Annotated in this window: 16 protein-coding genes; 8 read left to right on the top strand and 8 right to left on the bottom strand. The window is 68.0% G+C overall.

Annotated features, from left to right (window positions below):
* Positions 1–95: 95 nt before the first annotated feature.
* On the top strand, positions 96–2624 hold the full coding sequence (gene gyrB, locus ACE3QC_RS09960) for a DNA topoisomerase (ATP-hydrolyzing) subunit B (protein WP_374407754.1): 2529 nt from the start codon (positions 96–98) through the stop codon (positions 2622–2624).
* A 3-nt stretch (positions 2625–2627) separates the two neighbouring features.
* Here gyrB and ACE3QC_RS09955 read toward each other — a convergent pair whose 3' ends face one another.
* The gene (locus tag ACE3QC_RS09955) at positions 2628–3122 is read right to left on the bottom strand and encodes a hypothetical protein (RefSeq protein WP_374407753.1); all 495 of its coding nucleotides are present in this window, start codon (positions 3120–3122) and stop codon (positions 2628–2630) included.
* A 189-nt stretch (positions 3123–3311) separates the two neighbouring features.
* On the opposite strand from ACE3QC_RS09955, the gene ACE3QC_RS09950 reads away from it, so the two are divergent.
* A complete protein-coding gene (locus ACE3QC_RS09950) occupies positions 3312–5042 on the top strand; it encodes a bifunctional UDP-sugar hydrolase/5'-nucleotidase (RefSeq protein ID WP_374407752.1) in 1731 nt (576 codons plus the stop codon).
* 9 nt (positions 5043–5051) lie between these two features.
* Here ACE3QC_RS09950 and ACE3QC_RS09945 read toward each other — a convergent pair whose 3' ends face one another.
* The 5 genes from ACE3QC_RS09945 to ACE3QC_RS09925 all read right to left on the bottom strand — a co-directional run bounded on the left by ACE3QC_RS09945 (position 5052) and on the right by ACE3QC_RS09925 (position 9565).
* A complete protein-coding gene (locus ACE3QC_RS09945; protein ID WP_374407750.1) occupies positions 5052–5699 on the bottom strand; it encodes a hypothetical protein in 648 nt (215 codons plus the stop codon).
* 40 nt (positions 5700–5739) lie between these two features.
* Positions 5740–6303, bottom strand: coding sequence for a hypothetical protein (locus tag ACE3QC_RS09940; RefSeq protein ID WP_374407748.1), 564 nt, complete (start codon positions 6301–6303; stop codon positions 5740–5742).
* 75 nt (positions 6304–6378) lie between these two features.
* On the bottom strand, positions 6379–7986 hold the full coding sequence (locus ACE3QC_RS09935) for a carboxyl transferase domain-containing protein (RefSeq protein ID WP_374407746.1): 1608 nt from the start codon (positions 7984–7986) through the stop codon (positions 6379–6381).
* Positions 7983–8408, bottom strand: coding sequence for a hypothetical protein (locus ACE3QC_RS09930; protein ID WP_374407745.1), 426 nt, complete (start codon positions 8406–8408; stop codon positions 7983–7985). Before ACE3QC_RS09930 ends, ACE3QC_RS09935 begins: the two co-directional genes overlap by 4 nt.
* The gene (locus ACE3QC_RS09925; protein WP_374407743.1) at positions 8405–9565 is read right to left on the bottom strand and encodes an isovaleryl-CoA dehydrogenase; all 1161 of its coding nucleotides are present in this window, start codon (positions 9563–9565) and stop codon (positions 8405–8407) included. Before ACE3QC_RS09925 ends, ACE3QC_RS09930 begins: the two co-directional genes overlap by 4 nt.
* Positions 9566–9710: 145 nt before the next feature.
* Between ACE3QC_RS09925 and ACE3QC_RS09920 the strand changes: the two genes are divergently transcribed.
* The 3 genes from ACE3QC_RS09920 to ACE3QC_RS09910 are packed head-to-tail and all read left to right on the top strand — an operon-like array spanning position 9711 to position 13571.
* Positions 9711–11231 carry a PAS domain-containing protein gene (locus ACE3QC_RS09920; RefSeq protein WP_374407742.1) on the top strand — a complete coding sequence of 507 codons (1521 nt, stop codon included), beginning with the start codon at positions 9711–9713 and terminating at the stop codon, positions 11229–11231.
* Between the two features lie 37 nt (positions 11232–11268).
* A complete protein-coding gene (locus ACE3QC_RS09915; RefSeq protein WP_374407740.1) occupies positions 11269–12036 on the top strand; it encodes an ATP-binding cassette domain-containing protein in 768 nt (255 codons plus the stop codon).
* On the top strand, positions 12033–13571 hold the full coding sequence (locus ACE3QC_RS09910) for an ABC transporter permease/substrate-binding protein (protein WP_374407738.1): 1539 nt from the start codon (positions 12033–12035) through the stop codon (positions 13569–13571). The genes ACE3QC_RS09915 and ACE3QC_RS09910 overlap by 4 nt, the downstream gene beginning before the upstream one ends.
* Here ACE3QC_RS09910 and ACE3QC_RS09905 read toward each other — a convergent pair.
* Positions 13568–14644, bottom strand: a complete 1077-nt coding sequence (locus ACE3QC_RS09905; RefSeq protein ID WP_374407736.1) for a class I SAM-dependent methyltransferase — start codon at positions 14642–14644, stop codon at positions 13568–13570. The genes ACE3QC_RS09910 and ACE3QC_RS09905 overlap by 4 nt on opposite strands.
* Positions 14641–15498, bottom strand: a complete 858-nt coding sequence (gene lgt / locus ACE3QC_RS09900; RefSeq protein WP_374407735.1) for a prolipoprotein diacylglyceryl transferase — start codon at positions 15496–15498, stop codon at positions 14641–14643. The genes ACE3QC_RS09905 and lgt overlap by 4 nt, the downstream gene beginning before the upstream one ends.
* 149 nt (positions 15499–15647) lie before the next feature.
* Between lgt and ACE3QC_RS09895 the strand changes: the two genes are divergently transcribed.
* The 3 genes from ACE3QC_RS09895 to ACE3QC_RS09885 all read left to right on the top strand — a co-directional run bounded on the left by ACE3QC_RS09895 (position 15648) and on the right by ACE3QC_RS09885 (position 22967).
* Positions 15648–17345: a class I adenylate-forming enzyme family protein gene (locus ACE3QC_RS09895; protein WP_374407734.1), complete on the top strand. Its 1698-nt coding sequence runs from the start codon at positions 15648–15650 to the stop codon at positions 17343–17345.
* The gene (locus ACE3QC_RS09890) at positions 17342–20101 is read left to right on the top strand and encodes a [protein-PII] uridylyltransferase (RefSeq protein ID WP_374407732.1); all 2760 of its coding nucleotides are present in this window, start codon (positions 17342–17344) and stop codon (positions 20099–20101) included. The genes ACE3QC_RS09895 and ACE3QC_RS09890 overlap by 4 nt, the downstream gene beginning before the upstream one ends.
* Positions 20102–20237: 136 nt before the next feature.
* Complete coding sequence (locus ACE3QC_RS09885; RefSeq protein ID WP_374407730.1) at positions 20238–22967, top strand: TonB-dependent receptor; 2730 nt, start codon at positions 20238–20240, stop codon at positions 22965–22967.
* Positions 22968–22998: the final 31 nt, after the last annotated feature.

Below are 22998 nucleotides of genomic sequence, written 5' to 3'. Positions count from 1 at the left end.
GCTTCGGGTTGCCGGCCTTCTGCGGCTGGGGAAAAGAGCGGCGCGAGGCGGGCGTTTTCCTTCGCATTCGCCGGGCGAATCCCTATATGATGGGCATGGACGAGACCACCGGAAACACCCCGCCCGACACGGCGAAGATCAACCTCTACGGCGCCGATTCGATCAAGGTCCTCAAGGGCCTCGACGCGGTGCGCAAGCGCCCCGGCATGTACATCGGCGACACCGACGACGGTTCGGGCCTGCACCACATGGTGTTCGAGGTGTCCGACAACGCGATCGACGAAGCGCTCGCCGGGCATTGCGACCTGGTGCTGATCGAATTGAACGCCGACGGCTCGGTTTCGGTCGAGGACAACGGCCGCGGCATTCCAGTGGACATGCACAAGGAAGAGGGCGTTTCGGCGGCCGAGGTCATCATGACCCAGCTCCACGCGGGCGGGAAGTTCGAGAACACCAGCAACGACAACGCTTATAAGGTGTCGGGCGGCCTGCACGGCGTCGGCGTCTCGGTGGTCAACGCGCTGTCCGAATGGCTCGAGTTGACCGTCTGGCGCGACGGCAAGGAACACTGGATGCGCTTCGAAGGCGGCGATTCGGTCGCTCCGCTCGAAGTGAAGGGCGATGCCCCAAAAGTCGAAGGCAACGCCGACGAGAACGGTTTCAAGAAGGGCACCCGGGTGACCTTCAAGGCGTCCGAGGACACCTTCAAGAACGTCACCGAGTTCGATTTCGAGAAGCTCGAGCACCGCTACCGCGAGCTGGCCTTCCTCAATTCGGGCGTGCGCATCCTGCTGCGCGACCGGCGGCACGAAGAGCCGCTGGAGCACGACCTGTTCTACGAGGGCGGGATCGGCGCGTTCGTGAAGTATCTCGACCGTAACAAGCAGGCGATCCTGCCCGAACCGATCGCGATCAGCGCGGAAAAGGACGGGATCGGCATCGACGTCGCGCTCGAATGGAACGATTCCTATTACGAGAACGTGCTGACGTTCACCAACAACATCCCCCAGCGCGACGGCGGCACCCACCTCGCCGCGTTCCGCGCCGCGCTGACCCGGACGCTCAACAACTACGCCAGCGCCTCGGGGCTGATGAAGAAGGAAAAAGTCCAGCTTTCGGGCGAGGACATGCGCGAGGGGCTGACCGCGATCGTCTCGGTCAAGCTGCCCGATCCCAAGTTCTCCAGCCAGACCAAGGACAAGCTGGTCAGCTCCGAAGTCCGCCAGCCGCTCGAATCGCTGATGGGTGACAAGATGACCGAGTGGCTGGAGGAGAACCCCAAGCTCGCCGCCGAAGTGATCCAGAAGATCGTCGACGCCGCCGCCGCGCGCGAAGCGGCGCGCAAGGCGCGCGAGATGAGCCGCAAGGGCGCGATGAGCGTCGCCAGCCTGCCCGGCAAGCTGGCCGACTGCCAGGAACGCGACCCGGCGCAGAGCGAGCTGTTCCTGGTCGAGGGTGATTCGGCCGGTGGCAGCGCCAAGCAGGGCCGCGACCGCAAGACGCAGGCGATCCTGCCGCTCAAGGGCAAGATCCTCAACGTCGAGCGCGCGCGCTTCGACCGGATCATCGGATCGAAGGAAGTCGGCACGCTGATCCAGGCGATGGGCACCGGCATCCGCGACGATTTCAACCTTGAGAAGCTGCGCTATCACAAGATCGTGATCATGACCGACGCCGACGTCGACGGCGCGCATATCCGCACCCTGCTGCTCACCTTCTTCCACCGCCAGATGCCCGAGATCGTCAAGGCCGGGCACCTGTTCATCGCCCAGCCGCCGCTGTTCAAGGTCAGCAAGGGCCGCAGCGAGGTCTACCTCAAGGATCAGGGCGCGCTCGACCGCTACCTCGTCGATGCCGGGCTGCAGAACCGCGTGCTCGAAACCGCCGAAGGTGCGCGCGGCGACGCCGACCTGCGCGCGCTGGTCGAACACGGGCTGCGCCTGCGCAACCTGATCGCCTTCGTCCCGCGCAAGTACGATCCCGCGATCATCGAGCAGATGGCGCTGTCGGGCGCGCTCGATCCCGAGCTCGACGCCGCGACCCGCGCGCAGGCGCTCGATCTCGCCGCGCAACGGCTCGGCATGGCGGATGACGAGGCGCGCTGGAGCGCCGAACTGCGCGCCGATGGCAGCGTGCGCTTTGAGCGGCTGTGGCGCGGCGTGACCGACGTACACGATATCGAAGCGCCGTTCCTGACCAGCGCCGAGGCCCGCAAGCTGCATCGCCTCGCGAGCGACAATGCCGAGGTCTACGCCCGTCCCGCGCGATTGGCGCGCCTCGGCAGCGAAGCCGAAGCCCCCGAAAGCGGCGCCGAGGGCGAGGAAGCGGAGATCGTGGTCTCGCCCGACGCCGCGATCACCCGGCCGACCGAACTGCTCGACACGGTGCTCGCCGCCGGGCGCAAGGGCCTGTCGATCGCGCGCTACAAGGGACTGGGCGAGATGAACGCCGAGCAGTTGTGGGAAACGACGCTCGACCCCGACAACCGCGTGCTGCTGCAGGTCAAGGTCGAGGACGCGGACGTGACCGACGAAATCTTCACCCGCCTGATGGGCGACGTGGTCGAACCGCGCCGCGAGTTCATCCAGGACAACGCCCTGAACGTGGCGAACCTCGACATCTGAGCGTTACTGCTCGCCCGCGCCGAGGCGATAGGTGCGCTCGGGTGTGACGTCGTCGAACGGCACGCGCTCGTTCTGCATGCGGTAGAGTGCGCCGTCGGCGACGAGCACGACCGGCTGCTGGACCACGCCCTCGAGCCGCAGGCGCTTGCCGTCGGGCAGCCATTGCCACGCGCCCGTGGTCGTGCGCCCGGCCTCGACCAGCGTGAACGTGCCGTCCTGCCGGATCGCGAGGCTGTCGGCCGTGCCGTCGGCATTGGGCCGGGTATAGGCGGCGGCCTGATCGAGCGCCTTGCGCCCGTTGGCCGCGACGCGCGGGAGCGACGGGTCGCGCGGTCCATCGGCCTGGGGCCCTCGCGGCGCGGGCATCTCGGCATCGCCGCCGCCGTTGACACGGGCGGCGAAATCGTCGGCCCCCTCGCGTTCGGGCTTCTCGCTGCAGGCAGCGAGCGCGAACGGAACGGTAAGGACGAAGGCGAACGCGGCGGTGGTGCGGCGCATCTGTGGGTGGCTCCTGTCGAATCGGGTGCCGCATCCGATACGACGGTCAGATGACAGATTTTGGTCACGCGGAGACGCGGAGCGGACGGCGGCACGCTCGCCATCGAACGATTTCAGGTTGAGCCGCACGCGCGATACCGCCACGGCATCGTCATGATCCTGCCATCCGCATCAGCCAGAGCTGCCCGCATGACCCTCGCCAAGCTCCTCCCGCTCGCCGCCGCCTTGGCGCTCGGCGCCTGTACCACGGTGCGCGACACGCCTTCCGCCACGCCGGTCACGGTCAAGATCGTCGGCCTCAACGACTTTCATGGCAACCTTGAGCCGCTGGCGAAGCCGGTCGAACTGACCAGCGAGAACGGCGCGGAACACGCGGTGCGCGCCGGTGGTGCGGCTTATCTCGCCAGCGCAGTGGCCGAGCATCGCAACGGCGGAGACCATTCGCTGGTGATCGCGGCCGGTGATCTCATCGGCGGCAGCCCGCTGGTGTCCTCGCTGTTTCTCGACGAGCCGACGATCGGGGCGATGAATCGGCTCGGGCTCGATTTCAACGCCGTCGGCAACCATGAATTCGATCGCGGCTGGCGCGAACTCAAGCGAATGCAGGAAGGCGGCTGCGAGAAGTTCGGCCTGCGCGATCCTTGCGCGGTAGAGCCGGACTTCGGCGGAGCGGACTTCGCATTCCTCGCCGCCAACGTGATGACCGGAGGCGGCACGCTGTTTCCCGGCCACGCCATCCGCCGCTTCGGCAGCGGCGAGCGCGCGGTGGCGGTGGGCGTGATCGGGCTGACGCTGAAGGACACGCCCACGCTAGTGACGCCGAGCGGAGTGGAGGGGCTGACCTTCGGCGACGAGGCCGACGCGATCAACGCGCTGATCCCCGAACTGGAGCGCGAGGGCGCCGACGCGATCGTGGTCGCGATCCACCAGGGCCTCAGCCCCGAGCCGGGCACGCCCTATTCCGGCTGCGGCGCGGTCGCGGGGGCGCTGCGCGCGGTGCTCGAACGGCTCGACCCGCGGGTCGATCTCGTGATCTCGGGCCACACGCACCGCACCTACGTCTGCGATTTCTCGACCGTCGATCCGGCCCGCACCTTCACGGTGTCGAGCGCGGGCTACGGCGGCGCGCTGCTGACGGATATCGCGCTGACGATCGATCCGGCGGCGAACGAGGTCACCGCCGTGACCGCGCGCAACGTGGTGGTGCAGAACGCGCCCGCGCCCGGCGGCGAGGCGGCCGACCCGGCGTTCGCGGCATTTACCCCCGACGCGGCGATCGCCGACTACGTGGCGCGCTATGCCGCCGCGGCGCACGAAGCCGAATCGCGCCCGGTCGGCAAGATCTCCGGCCCCGCGCCCGATCCCGGCCCGGCGACCGAGGAGACGCAGCTCGGCAATCTGATCGCCGACGCGCAGCTCTTCGCCACGCGCGAGGCGGGCGCGCAGATCGCGTTCATGAACAATTCGGGCGTGCGCGCCGCGATCCTGCCGGGCGAGGACGGCACGGTCACCTTCGGCGACATCTACGCCGCCCAGCCTTTCGGCAACACGCTGATGACCAAGACGTTCACCGGTGCGCAACTGCTCGCGCTGCTCGAACAGCAGTTCGACGACGACGGCTTCGTGCAGACCTTTTCCGCCTCCGAAGGTTTCGCGCTGCGCTACGACATGGGGCGGCCTTCGGGCAACCGTGTCGTTTCCGCCACGCTCGACGGCGCGCCGATCGATCCGGCGGCGAATTACCGGGTGACGATGAACAGCTTCCTCGCCGCGGGCGGAGACACTTTCACCGTGTTCGCCGACGGGGCCGAGGCCGCGACCGGACCGACCGACCTCGATGCGATGGAGAGCTATCTGCGCGCGACGGAGATGCGGCAATTGCCCGCGACAGGGCGGATAACCGACCTCACCGCGCGCTGAGAGTCCGCCTCAGGCGATCCTGAGGCCCACCACCGGCGCGGCGCCGCGCGCTTCGGCGCGAAGCCCGTCGAACAGCGTGTCGATGATCGCCGCCAACTTGTCCTCGGCCAGTCGCTCCTCGATTATGAGCATCATGTAGGGCGAGGTGTAGCACGCGACCATCTGGTTGATCAGCGAGAGCGCGCGGTTGATCCCGAGCCCGGCGAAATAGCCGTCTTCCTGCGCCTGCGCGATCAGTTCGCTGAGATAGTGATCGGCCAGGTCGATATAGCCGCGCACGTTCTCGATCTTGTCGCTGCCGATCTCGCAATAGACCGCGAATGCCGCGGGGTCTTCGCGGTAGCGCGCGCGCTCGCGCAGGAAGCGGCGGGCGAAGAATTCGTAGAACTTGCGCCGGATCGGCAAGTCGGAGGCGACCGCCTCCTCCATGATCGCAATGGCGGGCGCGTACCACTGTTCGAGGATCGCATCGAACAGCTCGTCTTCCGATGGAAAGAGAGCGTCGATCCGGGCGCGCGGCAGGCGCGCTTCGGTGGCGAGCGCGGTGCGGGTGACATTCTCTCCGGTGCGCCCGATAGCGCGCATCGCCAACTCCACGAGCCGCGCGCGTTCGCTGTCAGCCTGGCTGGGCGAGATCATGTCCACCGGTCCGTCCATCCGCTCGATTTCGCACAACCTAGCGACCGGGGCGGCGCGATTAAAGGCCCGCGGCGGGCGAATTTTCGCGCGGGCGCGATTCCCGGGGCGCGGCGGGAGCCTCGTCGGAGGCATCGGCGTCGGCGGTGTCATCGGTATCGGGCGATCCGCTGCGGCGCCAGGTGGTTTCCTCGCTGCGCTCGCCGTTCGCCGGGGCGGTGGCCGACGGCAGGCGGTAGAGCACGTTCTCGGCCACCGCATAGGCCTGAACCTCGCCGTCGCGCTCGATCAGGATGCGGTCGCCATCAGGGGCCCAGGCGAAGACGCCGTCGATCCGTGTGCCGTCCGCCGCGCTCCAGGTGTAGGTGTCGTCGGCGCGCAGCGTGATCCGGCTGACCTTGTCGTCGGCGCCGCGCAGCTCGTAGTCGCCGGCGTAGTCCACCGTGGTCCGGGCATCGATCGGAACCTCGGGATATTCGCCGTCGACCTTCGGCAGCGTCACGTCGGCCGGCGTCGCGATACCGGCGGGCTCGACGATGACATCGTCGACGTCGGTGGTCTCGCCGCATGCGGACAACGCCAGCGCGAGCGGAGCGGCGAGAACGAGGCGGGCGGTCGGGGTCATCGGGGTTGGTCCTCCTGTTGGCAGGTTCGCCGGTTCAATGCATGGGCCGGAGCGGAGTTTCGCGCCGGTCCCGGCTCACATCCGGAACACGCCGAACGCGGGCCGTTCGGCGATCGGGGCCTCCAGCGCGGCGGCGAAAGCGAGCCCGAGCACGTCGCGCGTCTGCACGGGGTCGATCACCCCGTCGTCCCACAGGCGCGCGGTGGCGTAGTAGGGGTTGCCCTCGTCCTCGTACTTCTGGCGGATCGGGGCCTTGAATTCCTCGGCCTGTTCCGCCGTCCAGCTGTCGGCGTCGCGGTGGACGGTGGCGAGCACCGATGCCGCCTGTTCGCCGCCCATCACCGAAATGCGCGCGTTGGGCCAGGTGAACAGGAAGCGCGGGGAATAGGCGCGTCCGCACATGCCGTAGTTGCCTGCGCCGAAGCTGCCGCCGATCACCACGGTGACCTTGGGCACGGTGGCGGTGGCGACCGTGGTCACCAGCTTGGCGCCGTGCTTGGCGATGCCTTCCGCTTCGTACTTGCCGCCGACCATGAAGCCCGAGATGTTCTGCAGGAACAGCAGCGGAATCCGCCGCTGGCAGGCGAGCTCGATGAAATGCGCCCCCTTCTGCGCGCTTTCGGAAAACAGCACCCCGTTGTTGGCGAGGATCGCCACCGGCATGCCGTGGATGTGCGCGAAGCCGCAGACGAGGGTGGAGCCATAGAGCGGCTTGAATTCGTGGAACTCGCTGCCGTCGACGATGCGGGCGATGACTTCATGCACGTCGTAAGGCGCGCGCACGTCGTCGGGGATGAGGGCGTAGAGATCTTCGGCGTCGAACTTCGGCGGGAGCGGGTCGCGCAGCGCCACGTCCTTCGCTGCGCCGGTGTTCGCGCCGAGATGGCTGACGATGTCGCGCACGATGGTCAGCGCGTGCTCGTCGTTCTCGGCGAGGTGGTCGACCACGCCCGACTTCCTGGCGTGGAGGTCGCCGCCGCCGAGGTCCTCGGCCGAAATCTCCTCGCCCGTCGCGGCCTTCACCAGCGGCGGCCCGGCGAGGAAGATCGTGCCCTGCTCGCGCACGATCACCGTCTCGTCGGACATGGCGGGCACGTAGGCGCCGCCCGCGGTGCACGATCCCATCACGCAGGCGATCTGCGGGATGCCGAGCGCGGACATGTTGGCTTGATTGAAGAAGATGCGCCCGAAATGCTCGCGGTCGGGGAAGACCTCGGCCTGGTAGGGCAGGTTCGCTCCGCCGCTATCGACGAGATAGATGCACGGCAGGCGGTTTTCCTGTGCGATTTCCTGCGCGCGCAGGTGTTTCTTGACCGTCATCGGGTAGTACGAGCCACCCTTCACGGTGGGATCGTTGCACGCGATCATCACTTGCCGTCCCGAGACACGGCCCACGCCCGCGATCATCGAAGCGCCGTTGACGTCGCCTTCATACATCCCGTTCGCCGCGAGCTGTCCGATTTCGAGGAACGGCGAGCCCGGATCGAGCAGCCGCTCCACCCGCTCTCGCGGGAGCAGCTTGCCGCGGCTGACATGCCGCTCGCGATGCCGCGCCGCCCCGCCCAGCGCCGCCTCGGCGACCTTGGCGCGCAGATCGTCGGCGAGCGCTTTGTTGTGCGCGAACCGCGCCTTGGCCTCGGGGCTCTCGGGGTCGAGCTTGGTGGTGAGGGTGGGTGCGGTCATCGAAGGTCCGGTCTGGAGTGGCGCGACGGCTTGTGGCGGATCGCGACGTAAAAGACAAAGGCGGCAAAGATCGTCTGAAAGCCGAGACTTGGCAGTATCTCGAAGAATCCCGCACCGAACACGGTCCACGTGTTGACGAGTACATCCGACGCCATGATGAGGCAGCCGAGCCATAACGCCCAGCCCGGCTTCGTCCAGATCAGCAGCGCTGCCAACGGATCGAGGACGACAAGGCTGGTCCAGTAAACATTGAAGCCGAGCGGCATGAAATCATAGGGCAGCCAGCCGAAGGTTGCGATGTCGAGCGCGTGGGAGGCGGTGCCGACCAAGAAACCGATCGACCACACGATTTTCACGGCCAAAGGAATCGACCCTGCGCGTGCGACAGCATTGCCGCCATCGCTTCGCACAGGATCGTTCAACCCGCCGCCCCGATCAGTTCGCGGCCGATCAGCATGCGGCGGATTTCGTTGGTGCCCGCGCCGATGTCGAGCAGCTTGGCATCGCGCAGGTAGCGTTCGACCGGCCAGTCTTTCGTATAGCCCGCGCCGCCCAGCGCCTGGACCGCCTCGCCCGCGACGCGGAAGGCGTTCTCGCTCGCCAGCAGGATCGCGCCGGCGGCGTCGAAGCGGGTGGTCTGGCCCGCATCGCAACTTTTCGCCACCGCGTAGGTGTAGGCCCGCGCCGATTGCAGCGCGACGTACATGTCGGCGACCTTGGCCTGGATCAGCTGGAACGCGCCGATGGGTTTGCCGAACTGCTTGCGCTCGCGGACGTAGGGGATGACGGTGTCGAGGCACGCCTGCATGATCCCGAGCTGCAAGCCGGCGAGCACCACGCGCTCGTAGTCCAGCCCGCTCATCAGCACACCGACCCCGCCGTGCAGCGGGCCCATCACGTTTTCTTCGGGCACCTCGCAATCGTCGAACACGAGTTCGGCGGTGGGGCTGCCGCGCATGCCCATCTTGTCGATCTTCTGCCCGATCGAAAAGCCGGGCATGTCCTTCTCGATCAGGAAGGCGGTAATCCCCTTCGAACCTTCGCCGGTCTTGGCATAGACCACCAGCGTGTCGGCATGGGTGGCGTTGGTGATCCAGAACTTGGTGCCGTTGAGCACGAAACCGCCCTGCACCGCATCGGCCTTGAGCTTCATCGAGACCACGTCGGAGCCGGCCTGCGCTTCCGACATCGCGAGCGATCCCACGTGTTCGCCCGAAATCAGCTTCGGCAGATATTTCGCCTTCTGCTCGTCGTTGCCCCAGCGGCGGATCTGGTTGACGCACAGGTTCGAGTGTGCGCCGTAGCTGAGGCCCACGCTGGCGCTCGCGCGGCTCACTTCCTCCACCGCGATCACGTGTTCGAGATAGCCGAGGCCGAGACCGCCGAATTCCTCCTCCACCGTGATGCCGTGGAGGCCGAGCTCGCCCATCTTAGGCCACAGCTCCACCGGGAAGCGGTCCTCGCGGTCCGCCTGCTCGGCCAGCGGGGCGATCTGCTCGTCGGCGAAGCGCGCGGCGCTCTCGCGGATCATCGTGGCGGTTTCGCCGAGCTGGAAATCGAAATCGGGGGTGGCGCGCATGGTAACTCCTGTTGGCGGCAACGCGCATAGCCGAGCGCTCGCGCGGCGGCAAACCGCTGCCTGACGCGGCCGGGGCCCATGTTAAGTTCGCGCTGGAAAGCCTTTGGAATTCCGCTGCTTTCCTGTATGCAGGCGATGGATCGGGATGAAATTGCGCGAATCTACTCTCTGGCCGGGCAACACGCCGCCTGCGCCCGCATTCTGCGGCGAGAGCGAACGCGCCAAGATAATCGCCGCACACGGTCTCGACTCGCTGGCGGACGATCCCGAACTGACCGCCATCACCCGCTTCGCTGCGCAACTGTGCGATGTGCCGGTTTCGCTGGTCACTCTGGTCGAATCCGAGCGTCAGCGGTTTCTCGGCAGCACCGGGGTCGAGGTCGATGGCACCCCGCGCTCGACCAGTTTCTGCGCCTACGCGATGATGGGTAGCGGCCTGTTGATCGTGCCCGACGCGACGCGCGATCCGCGCTTCGCCGAATTCGAACTGGTCACCGGCGACTTCGGGCTGCGGTTCTATGCCGGCGCGCCGCTGATCTCGGCCGAAGGCGCGCCGATCGGGGCGCTGTGCGTGATCCACACCGTGGCCCGGCCGGGCGGACTGACCGAGTTCCAGCAGCAGGGCCTCGCGGTGCTTGCGCAGGCGGCCAAGCGTCGCATCCAGGGCCGGCGGGAAACGCGCGAGAACGAAGCGGAACTCGCGCGCCGCGCATCGGAATTCCGCACGCTGGGCGACTGGCTGCCCGACATCATCTGGTCGGCCGACGGCAAAGGCAGGTTCGACTATTTCAACGGGCGCTGGCAGGCGATCACCGGCGGCAAGCCGCCGATCGAGGCCGACGACTGGCGCCCGTTCATCCACGACGAGGACCACGAACAGACGTTCGGCAACTGGACGAACTCGCTTGCCCGCGGCGAGGCTTACGAGAACGAATATCGCCTGCGCCAGTCCGACGGCGGATGGCGCTGGACCCTCTCGCGCGCGCTGCCGGTGAAGGACGAGAGCGGCGCGGTGGTGCGCTGGTACGGCACGCTGACCGATATCGACGAGCGGCGGCGGCAGGCCGACACCAACGATACCCTCGCGCATGAACTGGCGCACCGGATCAAGAACGTGTTCGCGCTGATTTCAGGCCTCGTTTCGGTCCGCACCCGGGGGCGCGAGGAACTGCGCGAATTCGGCGAGGATCTGGTCGGCACGATCAGCGCGCTCGGCAAGGCGCAGGATTTCATCCGGCCGACCGGCGGCGCGAGCGAATTGCGCGGGTTGGTGCGCGCGGTGCTCGAACCGTTCACCGGCGAAGACGGGCGGCTGACGGTCCAAGGCGAGACCGCGCCGGTCGGCGCGCGGGCGGCGACCCCGCTCGCGCTGGTGCTGCACGAACTGGCGACCAATTCGGTCAAGTACGGCGCGCTCTCCACTGACAGCGGCGCGATCGACATCGCTCTGCGCGAGGAGCACGGCGATGGCGTGGTGCTGGAATGGACCGAGCGCGGAGGCCCCGAGCCCGTAGAGCCCGATCCGGGCCAGCGCACCCGCGGCTTCGGCACCCGCCTGATCGACATGAGCGTGACCTCGCAGCTCGACGGCACGATCGCGCGGGACTGGCGCAAGGGTGGCCTCGCGGTAACGATCGGCCTGCCGCGGGACACGCTGGCAAGCTGACCTTCCGTTCGCCCGCCGCTGCCCCTAGGGTAGCCTGATGGCCGCCGCTTCCGACGACCAGCTCCGCCTGACCGGCATCGCCAAGCGTTTCGGTGAAACCCATGCGCTGGGCGGGGTCGATCTCGCCGTGCCGCGCGGCAGCTTCGTCGCGCTGGTCGGCGCGTCGGGTTCGGGCAAGTCGACCCTGCTCAAGACCATCAACCGGCTGATAGAGCCCGACGCGGGCACGATCCTGTTCGCCGGGTCCGACGTGCGCGATGGCCCTGCGCCCGCGCTGCGGCGGCGGATCGGCTACGTGTTCCAGTCGATCGGGCTGTTCCCGCACATGACGGTCGGAGAAAACATCGCGCTCGGCCCGAAGCTAGCCGGAAACCCGATCGGGCAGGAGCGCGTGGCCGAACTGCTCGAACTGGTCGAACTCGAATCCGATCACGCGCGCCGGATGCCGAGCGAGCTTTCGGGCGGCCAGCGCCAGCGGGTCGGCGTGGCGCGCGCGCTGGCGGGGGATCCGCAACTGCTGCTGATGGACGAGCCGTTCGGCGCGCTCGATCCGGTCACGCGCGACGCGCTGGGCCGCCGGGTGCGCGAATTGCACGACCGGCTCGGCCTGACCACGGTGATGGTGACGCACGACATGGCCGAGGCCTTGCTGCTGGCCGAGCGCGTGCTGGTAATGTCCGCCGGACGCATCGTTGCCGACGAAACGCCGCGCGCGTTGCTGGCGGGTGCGGGCGGGGCGGAGGCGCAGGCGCTCGTCGCGGTGCCGCGCGACCAGGCCGAGGCGATCGCGGAGCTGGAGGGATGAGCGATATCCTCTCCATCCTGCTCGGGCTCGGCGACAAGCTCGCCGCGCATGTCCTGCTCGCCTCGGCGGCGATCGCGCTGGGGATCGCGGTGGCGCTGCCGCTGGCGGTCTGGGCCAGCCGCTCGCCGCCGGTGGCGCGGATCGCGCTCGGCTTCGCCAGCTTGGTGCAGACGATCCCCGCACTCGCTTTGCTGGCGCTGTTCTTCCCGATCCTCCTGAGCCTGCGCGCGGTGTTCGGCGAGGGTCTGCCGACGCTCGGCTTCCTGCCCTCGCTGCTCGCGCTCGCGCTCTATGCATTGCTGCCGATCCTGCGCAACGCGGTCACCGCGCGCGAGCACATGGAGCCCGGCGTGCTCGAGGCGGCGGACGGCGTGGGCATGACCGGATGGCAGAAGCTGCGGCTGGTCGAGGCGCCGCTCGCCGCGCCTTACGTGATGGCGGGCGTGCGCACCGCAGCGGTGTGGACGATCGGCGCGGCGACGCTGTCCACCACGATCGGGCAGGAGAGCCTGGGCGATCCGATCTTCGCCGGATTGCAGACGCAGAACTGGGCGCTGGTGCTGGCCGGGTGCATCGCCAGCGCCGGGCTGGCGCTGGTGGCCGACATGCTGCTGGGCGCAATCGAGCGCGGGTTCGCGAGCCGGCGCAAGGTGCTCGTGTGGAGCGGCGCTGGGCTCGCCGCGCTCGGCATCCTCGCGGCGGCCGTGTCGCAGTTCGATTTCGGATCGCGCGAGGACCGCGTGGTGATCGGGGCGAAGAGCTTTTCGGAACAATACATCCTCGCCCGCCTGATCGGGCAGCGGCTGGAAGACGCGGGCTATGCGGTCGAATATCGCGACGGGCTCGGCTCGGCGGTGGTCCACGATGCAGTCACCACCGGCGCGATCGACATCGCGATCGATTACACCGGCACGATCTGGACCAACGAGATGGGCCGCGAAGGCAATCCCGGGCGCGAGCAGACCTATCGCGCGGTGGTCGCGTGGGAGGACGAGACCAGCGGCACCCGCGTGCTCGGGCGGCTGGGCTTCGAGAACGCCTATGCCCTCGCCATGCGCCGCGACCGCGCCGCCGCGCTGGGCGTGCGCGGATTGGACGATCTGGCGCGCGTCGCCCCCCGCCTGACGATCGGCGGCGACCCCGAATTCTTCCGCCGTCCCGAATGGCTGGCAGCACAGCGCGCCTACGATCTCCAGTTCGCCCGCCAGCGCACCTTCACCCCCACCTTCATGTACAACGCCCTGCGATCGGGCGGCGCGGACGTGATCGGCGCCTATACGTCCGACGGCCGGATCGCGGCGGACAACCTGCTGGTGCTGGAGGATGTCGAGGGCGCATTTCCCGCCTACGACGCGCTGGTGCTGATCGCCCCCGACCGCGCGGGCGATGCGCGCCTGATGGCGACGCTCGAACCGCTCGTCGGCGCGATCGACGTCGAGACGATGCGCGAGGCGAACCTCTCGGTCGACCGCGCCGATGACAAGCGCAGTCCCACGCAGGCGGCGCGGGAACTGGCCGAGAAGCTGGCGCTCTAGGCCTCTTCGAACCCCACACCGTCGGGCCAACCGGGCGCGGCGAGGGCGGCGACCTTGAACAGCGTGCCCATCTGGTCGTCGGCGACGAGGCGGTGGCGGGCGGCCTCGATCTCCTGCGCGTAGTGCGGCGCGCGCTTCGCCAGCGCTTCGGCGCGCGCGTCGATGCCGAGCGCCTGCAGCCAGCGCCCCTGCCCCACCGTGCCGAGGTGGCGGACGCCGCGCGCCTGCGCGATCTTGGCCAGCGTGGCGAAATCGACGTGCGCGGTCAGATCCGCCTCGCCCGGCGCGGCGAAGGGATCGACCTTTTCGTGCGCGCGCACCGCCTGCAGCGTCGAGCCAGGGCGCAGTTCGGCGCTACCGTAGTCGATCACCAGCGCGGCCCCGCCCTGATCGGCCAGCCGCCCGGCGATCTCGTAGGCGACCGCCGCCGCGCCGGGGCTCGTTTCGAGCAGCGTGCCCTGCGGCGCATCGCGCCATTCGTCCGGCACCGCCGCGTCCATCGGCTGGCGCCCGGCGGCGAACACGAATTCCTCGCCCGCCAGCGCCACCATCCGCTCGCGCCAGCCCTCCGCCGCGCGCACCAGCTGGCGCACCGGCAGCGCGTCGAGGAATTCGTTGGCGACGAGCAGCAGCGGCGCGTCCTGCGGCACGGTGGAGAGGTCGCTGTGCCACGTCGCGCCCGGCACCGCCTGTTCCTGCACTTCGCGCAGCGCCTGCGACGCTTCGACGAAATGCACCTCGGGCGCGAAGCCGTAGCGGGCGCCGGCGCGCAGCGCGTCCTTCGCCAGCGTGCCGCGACCCGGGCCGAGTTCGACGTAGAGCACCGGCTCCTCGCGACCGGCGCGAATCCACACGTCGGCCAGCCACAGCCCGATCAGTTCGCCGAACATCTGGCTGATCTCGGGCGCGGTCACGAAATCGCCACCGCGCCCGATCGGATCGCGGCTGGAGTAATAGCGCGCATTGCTCTCGCCCATGAACTGCGCGAGGCTGATCGGGCCGGTGTTGCGAATCAGCCGGCGGAAGACCGCGCCCAGATTGGTATCGGGATCGGGCTCTGCCTCTCCGTTCATGCCGGGGCGGGCGCGCCCTTGCCACTCGCCAGCGGCGGCTTCATCAACGCGCGCACCGTCACCGCGATGCCTAGCACGATCAGCGGAATGGTGAGCCACTGGCCCATCGAGAGGCCGGTTTCCGCCGCGAACTCGGCCAGCTGCGCGTCGGGCTCGCGGAAGAATTCGACCGTGAAGCGGCCCAGCGCGATGCCCGCGGTGAACACGCCGACCAGCAGCCCGGGACGATAGCGCGCGCGGGTGCGCCAGAACAGAAACAGCAGCACGAGCACCAGCAGCGCGCCTTCCAGCGCCGCCTCGTACAGCTGCGAGGGATGGCGCGGCAGCGGGCCGGCGCCGGGGAACACCATCGCCCACGGCACGTCGGTCGGGCGGCCCCACAGCTCGCCGTTGACGAAGTTCGCGAGCCGCCCGAACATCATTCCGAACGGCACGTTGACCGCGATGTAGTCCGCCACGCGCAGGAAGCTGAGCTGGCCGCGCCACGAGACGAACCCGATCGCCACGAGCACGCCCGCGACCCCGCCATGGAAGCTCATCCCGCCGGTCCACAGCTGGAAGAACCGCAGGCTGGTCCACAGCGACGGCTCGTAGAACGTGGCATAGCCGATCCGTCCGCCAATGATGATGCCCAGCGTGCAGTAGAAGAACAGGTCGTCCGCATGGCGCTGCGCCATCGGCGCGCCGGGGGCCCTGATCATTCGCGACAGATGCCAGTAGCCCAGCACGATCCCCGCGAGATAGGCGAGCGAATACCAGCGCAAGGTGAAAAAGCCGAGATCGATCCCGGGCGTCAGGCCGAGCTGGGCCCACTGGATCGGCTCGGCAGCCGCGCCTGCGAGTAGTGACAGCAAAACGCGAACCCCCTATCGTTTCACCCCGCCGCGCGGGATTTTCGCGCGGCTTTTGGCATAGAGCGAGACGGGGCGAAACCCCGCGTTCGGGCAGTCGGCGCGATTATCTCCGCCGAGACGTAACGGCAAGGCGAGAGGAGACACGACGAATGCCGAGCGAATTGGACAACGATCTCGAGCGAATCATGGACGAGCTGACCGGGCCCGGCATGCCGTTCGAGACAGCGCCGGTTGAAAGTTTCGGGCAGCCGCTGCCGGCATTCAGGAACGCTCCCCCCAGCCTCGCGCACTATTTCGCCCACTTCTGCAACGAGCATAAGGATCTCGTCTTCCTCGTCGACGGCGACACCCGGCTCACCTTTGGCGAGTGCTGGGCCGCCGCGAGCCACGTCGCGGCAGGCCTCGCCGACCGGCACGGGATGCGGAAGGGCGACCGCGTCGGCATCGCCGCGCGCAATTCGGCCAACTGGATCGTCGCCTACATGGGCGTGATCATGGGCGGCGGCTGCGCCACCCTGCTCAACGGTTTCTGGACCGGCGACGAACTCGCCCACGGCGTGCGCATCGCCGAATGTTCGCTGGTGCTCGCCGACGCGGAGCGCGCGGCGCGGCTCGAAGGCACCGACCATTCGGCGAACGTGATCGAGATTTCGCACGACCTGCCGCCGTCCGAAGGGCTCGCCGCGCTCTGGGGCGAAGGCGACACTGCGATGCGCATACTGGGCGAACTCGGGCCGGACGATCTCGCGACGATCCTCTACACGTCTGGTTCGACCGGGCAGTCGAAGGGTGCGTGGTCCGATCATCGCGGCGTGGTCAACGGCACGATGAGCTACGTCTCGCAGAGCGCGATGGCCGCGCAGCTCCTGACCGAGCGCGGCGACATGCCGGGCACCCAGGCCTGCGCGCTGATCGCGGTGCCGCTGTTCCACGTCACCGGCGAAGTGCCGCTCTATCTCCAGAGCTACGCGATCGCGCGCAAGCTCGTGCTGATGCCCAAGTGGGACGCGCGCGAGGCGATGCGGCTGATGGAGGCGGAGAAGGTCAGCTATTTCGTCGGCGTGCCGCTGATGAGCTACGAGATCGCGACCCACCCCGACCGCGACAGCTTCGATCTGACCGCGTGCAAGAGCTTCGCCGCCGGCGGCGCGCCGCGCCCGGTCGATCACGTCACCAGGATCAAGGAGGCCTTTCCCGAAGGCTTCCCGCTGCTCGGCTACGGCCTCACCGAGACCAACGGCGTGGGCTGCGGCAACTTCAACGAGAACTACATGGCCAAGCCCGGATCGACCGGGCGCGCCAGCCGTCCGCTGGTCGACCTCGCGATCCTCGACGACGACGGCCAGCGGCAGCCGCAGGGCGCGGTGGGCGAGATCTGCATCCGCTCGGTCGCCAACTTCCGCGGTTACTGGAACGACGACGCATCGACCCGGGCCGCCTTCTTCGACGACGGCTATTTCCGCACCGGCGACCTCGGCTATCTCGATGCCGACGACTACCTGTTCATCGTCGACCGCAAGAAGGACATCATCATCCGCGGCGGCGAGAACATCTCGTGCATCGAGGTCGAACAGGGGATCTACGGGCACGACGCGGTGGCCGAATGCTCGGTCTTCGGCCTGCCCGACGAGCGGTTCGGCGAAATCCCGGCGGCGGTCTATTACTGCAAGGACGGCTGTTCGCTGAGCCCGGACGAGCTTCTGGAATTCCTCGCCGGGCGTCTCGCGCCTTTCAAGATTCCGCAGTTCGTCTGGCAGTCCGGCGCGCCGTTGCCGCGGCTCGGCACGCAGAAGATCGACAAGCGCGCGGTGCGCGCGCTCTATGCCAAGGAGCAGCTCGAGGCTTGAATCAGGTCCGCATCCCCCGTCAGCGCGCGGTGATCGACCGGCGCGCGCTGGCCGAAGCGATCGCCACGCTCGCCGCCGAGCGTGGCGACAAGGCCCGCGGCGGGGTCGTCGAATTGCTGCGCGAGGCGCTGGCCGAGGGGCGCGAGGAACTGCGCCGCCGGCTCGAGGCCAAGCCCCATGCCGGGCACGAATGCGCCGCCGGGCATGCCTTCCTGGTCGATCAGCTCGTACGCCTGATCCACGACCATGTCGTGGGCCATGTCTATCCGGTGGCCAACCGTTCGGAGGGCGAGCGCCTGTCGATCCTCGCGGTCGGCGGATACGGCCGGGCGGAGATGGCGCCGCATTCCGACGTCGACGTCGCCTTCCTCACCCCCACCCGCCGCGCGCCGTGGTGCGAGCAGGTGATCGAGGCGATGCTCTACTACCTGTGGGATCTCGGCCTCAAGGTCGGCCATTCGAGCCGCACGCCCGACGACATGGTGCGTCTGGCGAAAGAAGACGTGACCATCCGCACCGCGCTGCTCGAGGCGCGCTACGTGTGGGGTGATGAAGCGCTTTACGAAGAGGCGCGGCGGCGCTTCTGGGCCGACGTCGTCACCGGCACCGAGCGCCAGTTCGTCGCCGACAAGCTGGAAGAGCGCAACGCGCGGCACAAGCGCATGGGCGACAGCCGCTACGTCGTCGAGCCCAACGTCAAGGACGGCAAGGGCGGCTTGCGCGACCTCCAGACGCTCTACTGGATCGGCAAGTATATCCACAAGGTGCGCAGCGCCGCCGAACTGGTCGACGTCGACCTGCTGACGCGGCAGGAATACCGCGGCTTTCGCCGGGCGGAAGGCTTCATGCTCGCGGTGCGCTGCCATCTGCACATGATCACCGGGCGGGCCGAGGATCGGCTGACCTTCGATCTCCAGCGGCAGGTCGCCGAGCGGATGAATTTCACCGACCGGCCGGGCAAGAGCGAAGTCGAGCGCTTCATGCAGTTCTACTTCCTCCAGGCCAAGCGGGTGGGCAGCCTGACGGGCGTGTTCCTCGCGCATATCGACGAGCAGTTCGCCAAGGCGCGCGCGCGCAAGGGGCTGCTCGCGGGCTTCCGCACCCGGCCGCGCATGGTGAAGGGCTACCCCGTGTTCGGCGGACGGATCGGCGCACCGGGTGACGACTGGTTCCGCGCCGATCCGGTGCGCCTGATCGAGCTGTTCCAGGTCGCCGAGGCGGAGGGGCTGGAGATCGAGCCTGCCACGATGCGTCAGGCCGACCGCGATTCGCGCCTGATAACCGCCGAAATTCGCAACGATCCGCGCGCCAACGCGCTGTTCCTCGAGCTGCTGAGCGGCCGCAACGATCCCGAGACGGTGCTGCGCTGGATGAACGAGGCGAGCGTGTTCGGCCGCTTCGTGCCCGATTTCGGCAAGGTCAACGCGCAGATGCAGTTCGACATGTACCACCATTATACGGTGGACGAGCACACGATCCGCGCGATCGGGCTGCTGAACCGGATCGAGAAGGGCGAGTTGGCGGAGGATCATCCGCGTTCCACCCGCCTGATCCGCAAGCTCGCCTCGCGCCGCGCGGCCTATATCTCGGTGCTGCTGCACGACATCGCCAAGGGGCGCGGCGGCGACCATTCTGTGCTGGGCGAGGAGGTCGCGCGCGAGTTGTGCCCGCGCTTCGGCCTCACCGAGGACGAGACCGATCTCGTCGCCTGGCTGGTGCGCCAGCACCTGCTGATGAGCGCGACCGCGTTCAAGCGCGACCTGACCGATCCCAAGACGGTGGAGGATTTCGTCGCCGAGGTGCAGAGCCTCGAGCGATTGCGCCACCTGCTGGTGCTGACCGCGGTGGACATCCGCGCGGTCGGGCCGGGGACGTGGAACAGCTGGAAGCGGCAGTTGCTCGGCGACCTCTACGATATCGCGCACGAGCGGCTGCGGCTCGGCCACATGCGCCACGGGCGAACCGAGCGCGTGTCCGCCACCAAGGACGCGGTGCGTGCGCTGCTGGGCGAGGATGCGCCGCTGGTCGAACGCTACAGCGCCGATCTGGGCGACGCCTACTGGATCGCCGAGCCGGAGGACATCGTGGCGCTCAACCTGCGCCAATTCGCCGCCGCGCGGCGGCTCGACCACGACCTGTCCGTCCACTGCGAGGTCTATCCATCGCGCGGGGCGACGCTGGTGAGCGTGATCGCGGCCGACCATCCGGGGCTGTTCTACCGCATCGCCGGCGGCATCCACCTCGCCGGCGCGAACATTATCGACGCGCGCATCCACACCACGCGGGCGGGATGGGCGGTCGACAATTTCCTGGTGCAGGACCCGCTCGGCCAACCGTTCCACGAGGCCGAGCAGCTCGAGCGGATCGAAACCGCGATCGGCGACGCGCTGGCCAACCGCATCGAACTGGTGCCGCGGCTGGCGAAGCGGCCGCTGCCGCGCAGCCGGGCCAAGGCGTTCGACGTGCGCCCGCGCGTGATCGTCGACAACGAAGCGTCCAACCGCTTCACCGTGATCGAAGTCAACGCGCGGGACCGCCCGGCGCTGCTCAACCGGCTGGCGCGCGCGCTGTTCGAATGCCAGTTGATCGTGCACTCCGCCCACATCACCGCCTACGGCGAACGCGCGGCGGACACGTTCTACGTCACCGACCTCCTGAGCGAGAAGATCGACACGCCGGAACGCCTCTCGGCGATCGAGGCGGCGCTGCTCGACGCGGCGAGCGACCGGCGGCAGGCGGAGCTCGAAGACGCCTGAATGCAACACATAACGGTCGTTTTCGGCCGTTGGTGGAAAACGATGTTTCATCGCGCGCCACTTCACGTTAACGAAAGCGTCAAGCACGACGGCATCCGACACGTCGCGGCATGGTGAGGAGAGAGAAATGACCCGCATGGCATCCGTTCGCGCACTCGCGCTGGCAGGCGCAGGGATCGCGCTGTTCCCGCAGATGGCTTTCGCGCAGGACGTCGACGACGCGAGCGTGACGGAGGCGGAAGACACCGGCACGGTCATCGTCGTCACCGCGCAGGGCCGCGAGCAGTCGCTGGCGGACGTGCCGGTCGCGGTCTCGGCGGTCACCGGCGAACTGCTCGAGAAATCCGGCACCAACGACATTCGCGAACTGAATCAGGTCGCACCTTCGCTGCTCGTGTCCTCCACCGGCAACGAAGCGAACGGATCGGCGCGCATCCGCGGGATCGGCACCGTGGGCGACAACCCCGGCCTGGAAAGCTCGGTCGCGGTGTTCGTCGACGGCGTCTACCGCTCGCGCTCGGGCAACGCGCTCAGCGAGCTCGGCCCGATCGACCGGATCGAAATCCTGCGCGGTCCGCAAGGCACGCTGGGCGGGCGCAATTCCTCCGCCGGCCTGATCAACATCTATACCGCTCCGCCCGAGTTCGAATTCTCCGGCTACGGCGCGTTCACCTACGGCAACTACGACGCGATCCGCGTCGAGGGCGGGATCAACGCGCCGATCGGCGAGACGGTAGCCGCGCGCGTCGACGGCATCTATTTCAAGCGCGACGGCTTCTACAACGACGTCGTCAACGACACCGACGTGAACAATCGCGACCGCTATCTGGTGCGCGGGCAGCTGCTGTTCGAACCGAGCGACACGCTCAGCTTCCGGCTCGTCGGCGACTATTCGAAGAAAGACGAGGCATGCTGCGCGGCGACCTTCGTGCAAACCGATTTCGCGCCGCTGGCGCGCCTCAGCGACGACATTCCGCCGGTCTCGGCAGAAGCGAAGTTCGACTATCCCGGCTCGCCCACCCCGGGGCTGACCAGCACGGCGAACCCGATCATCCCGATCATCCTCGCGCTCGGCCAGAATCCGCGCGCGCTCAACCAGGGTACCTTCAACCGCGACATCTACGTGTCGCCGGGCCGCAGCTACGAAGGCGAGACCGAGGATTACGGCGTCTCGGGCGAGCTCAACTGGGATCTGGGCGGCGCGCGGCTGACCTCGATCACCGGCTATCGCGAGTATTCCAACACGCAAGGTTCCGACACCGACTACACGCAGGTCGACATCCTCTACCGCGAACCGGGCGATTTCGCCGGCGCGCGCGCGTTCAAGACCTTCACCCAGGAACTGCGCCTGCAGGGCAGCCTGTTCGACGACCGGCTCGACTGGCTGGTGGGCGGCTTCTACGCCAACGAGAAGCTGACCGTGCGCGACAACCTGCGGTTCGGCAACGATTACGGCGCCTTCGCCCCGTGCCGCGTGGTCAACGCGATCAACCCCGCGCTGGCCGATCCTTCGGCGAGCGGCTGCATCGGCGCGGGCGGCCGCGCGGTCCTCGCCGCTGCCAACGGCGGTGCCGGCGCGTTCGGCCCCGCAACGCCGCTGATCTTCGCCGGGCTCGACAACCTCGCGCAGGTCAACGACCTCGGCAGCACGAACGACATCTACCGGCAGGAGAGCAACAACTACGCGCTCTTCACGCACAACATCTTCCACGTCACCGACACGGTCGATCTGACCCTCGGCCTTCGTTACACCAACGAAACCAAGGATTTCGACGCGACCTTCGGCAATGACAACGTGATCTGCCCGCAGAACCGCGCACTGCTCGGCGGCCTGCTCGGCGTGCCGGCGCTGGCTCCGCTCGCGGGCGGCATCATCGCGCTGTCGTGCCAGGGCAACTCGACGTCCGAGATCGACGGCGTCTCGCTCAGCGATTCGCGCGACGAGGACGAGTTCACCGGCACCGCGATCCTGAGCTGGAAACCGATCGACGACCTGCTGCTCTACGGTTCGTATTCGCGCGGCTACAAGGCGGGCGGCTTCAACCTCGACCGTTCGGCGCTGTCCAACCCGCTGCTGTTCAACGCCGCCGCCATCAATGTCGGCAATCTCCAGTTCGACGAGGAGACGGTGGACGCCTACGAAATCGGCGCCAAGTACCAGACGCGCGAATTCGGCCTCAGCGTCGCCGCGTTCCGGCAGGAGTTCTCCAACTTCCAGCTCAACACGTTCAACGGCTCGGTCTTCCTAGTGCAGAACATCAACGCCTGCGCCGACGCCCTGAACGGCGCGGACCAGGACGCGAGCGCCGCTACCGGCGCCTGCTCGCCCGACAACATAACCCCCGGCGTGGTCGCGCAGGGCGTGGAAATCGAGGCTTCGCTCAACCCGACGCGCGATTTCGGGATTACGATGGGGATCACCTATTCGGATACGAGCTTCGAGAACGACCTGATCGGCAACGAGAACGGCACCCCGCTCGACCCGGCGCTGCGCCTGCTGCCGGGCGACAACATGTCGAATGCGCCCGAATGGGTCGCGACCTCGTCGCTGTCGTGGACGCCCGAGCTGAGCCCGGGCGGGATGCGTGGCCTGGTGTTCGTCAACGCGCGCCTGTCCGACGACTACAACACCGGCTCCGACCTGCTCTACGGCAAGGAGCAGGACAGCTTCGTCGTCGTCAACGGCCGCATCGGCGTGACGAACATCGCCGACCGCTTCGCGATCGAAGGCTGGGTGCAGAACCTGTTCAACAAGAACTACACGCAGGTCGCGTTCAACACGCCCTTCGTGGCCGAGCAGCAGACGTTCTCCGCCTACCTCGCCGAACCGCGGACCTACGGCATCACGGTGCGCGGCGAGTTCTGAACCGCCGCACAATATAGGCTAGAGAAGGGGC

The organism is Pelagerythrobacter sp., assembly GCF_041912895.1.
Lineage (GTDB): Bacteria > Pseudomonadota > Alphaproteobacteria > Sphingomonadales > Sphingomonadaceae > Pelagerythrobacter.
This window is presented reverse-complemented; position numbering and strand designations above follow the sequence as displayed.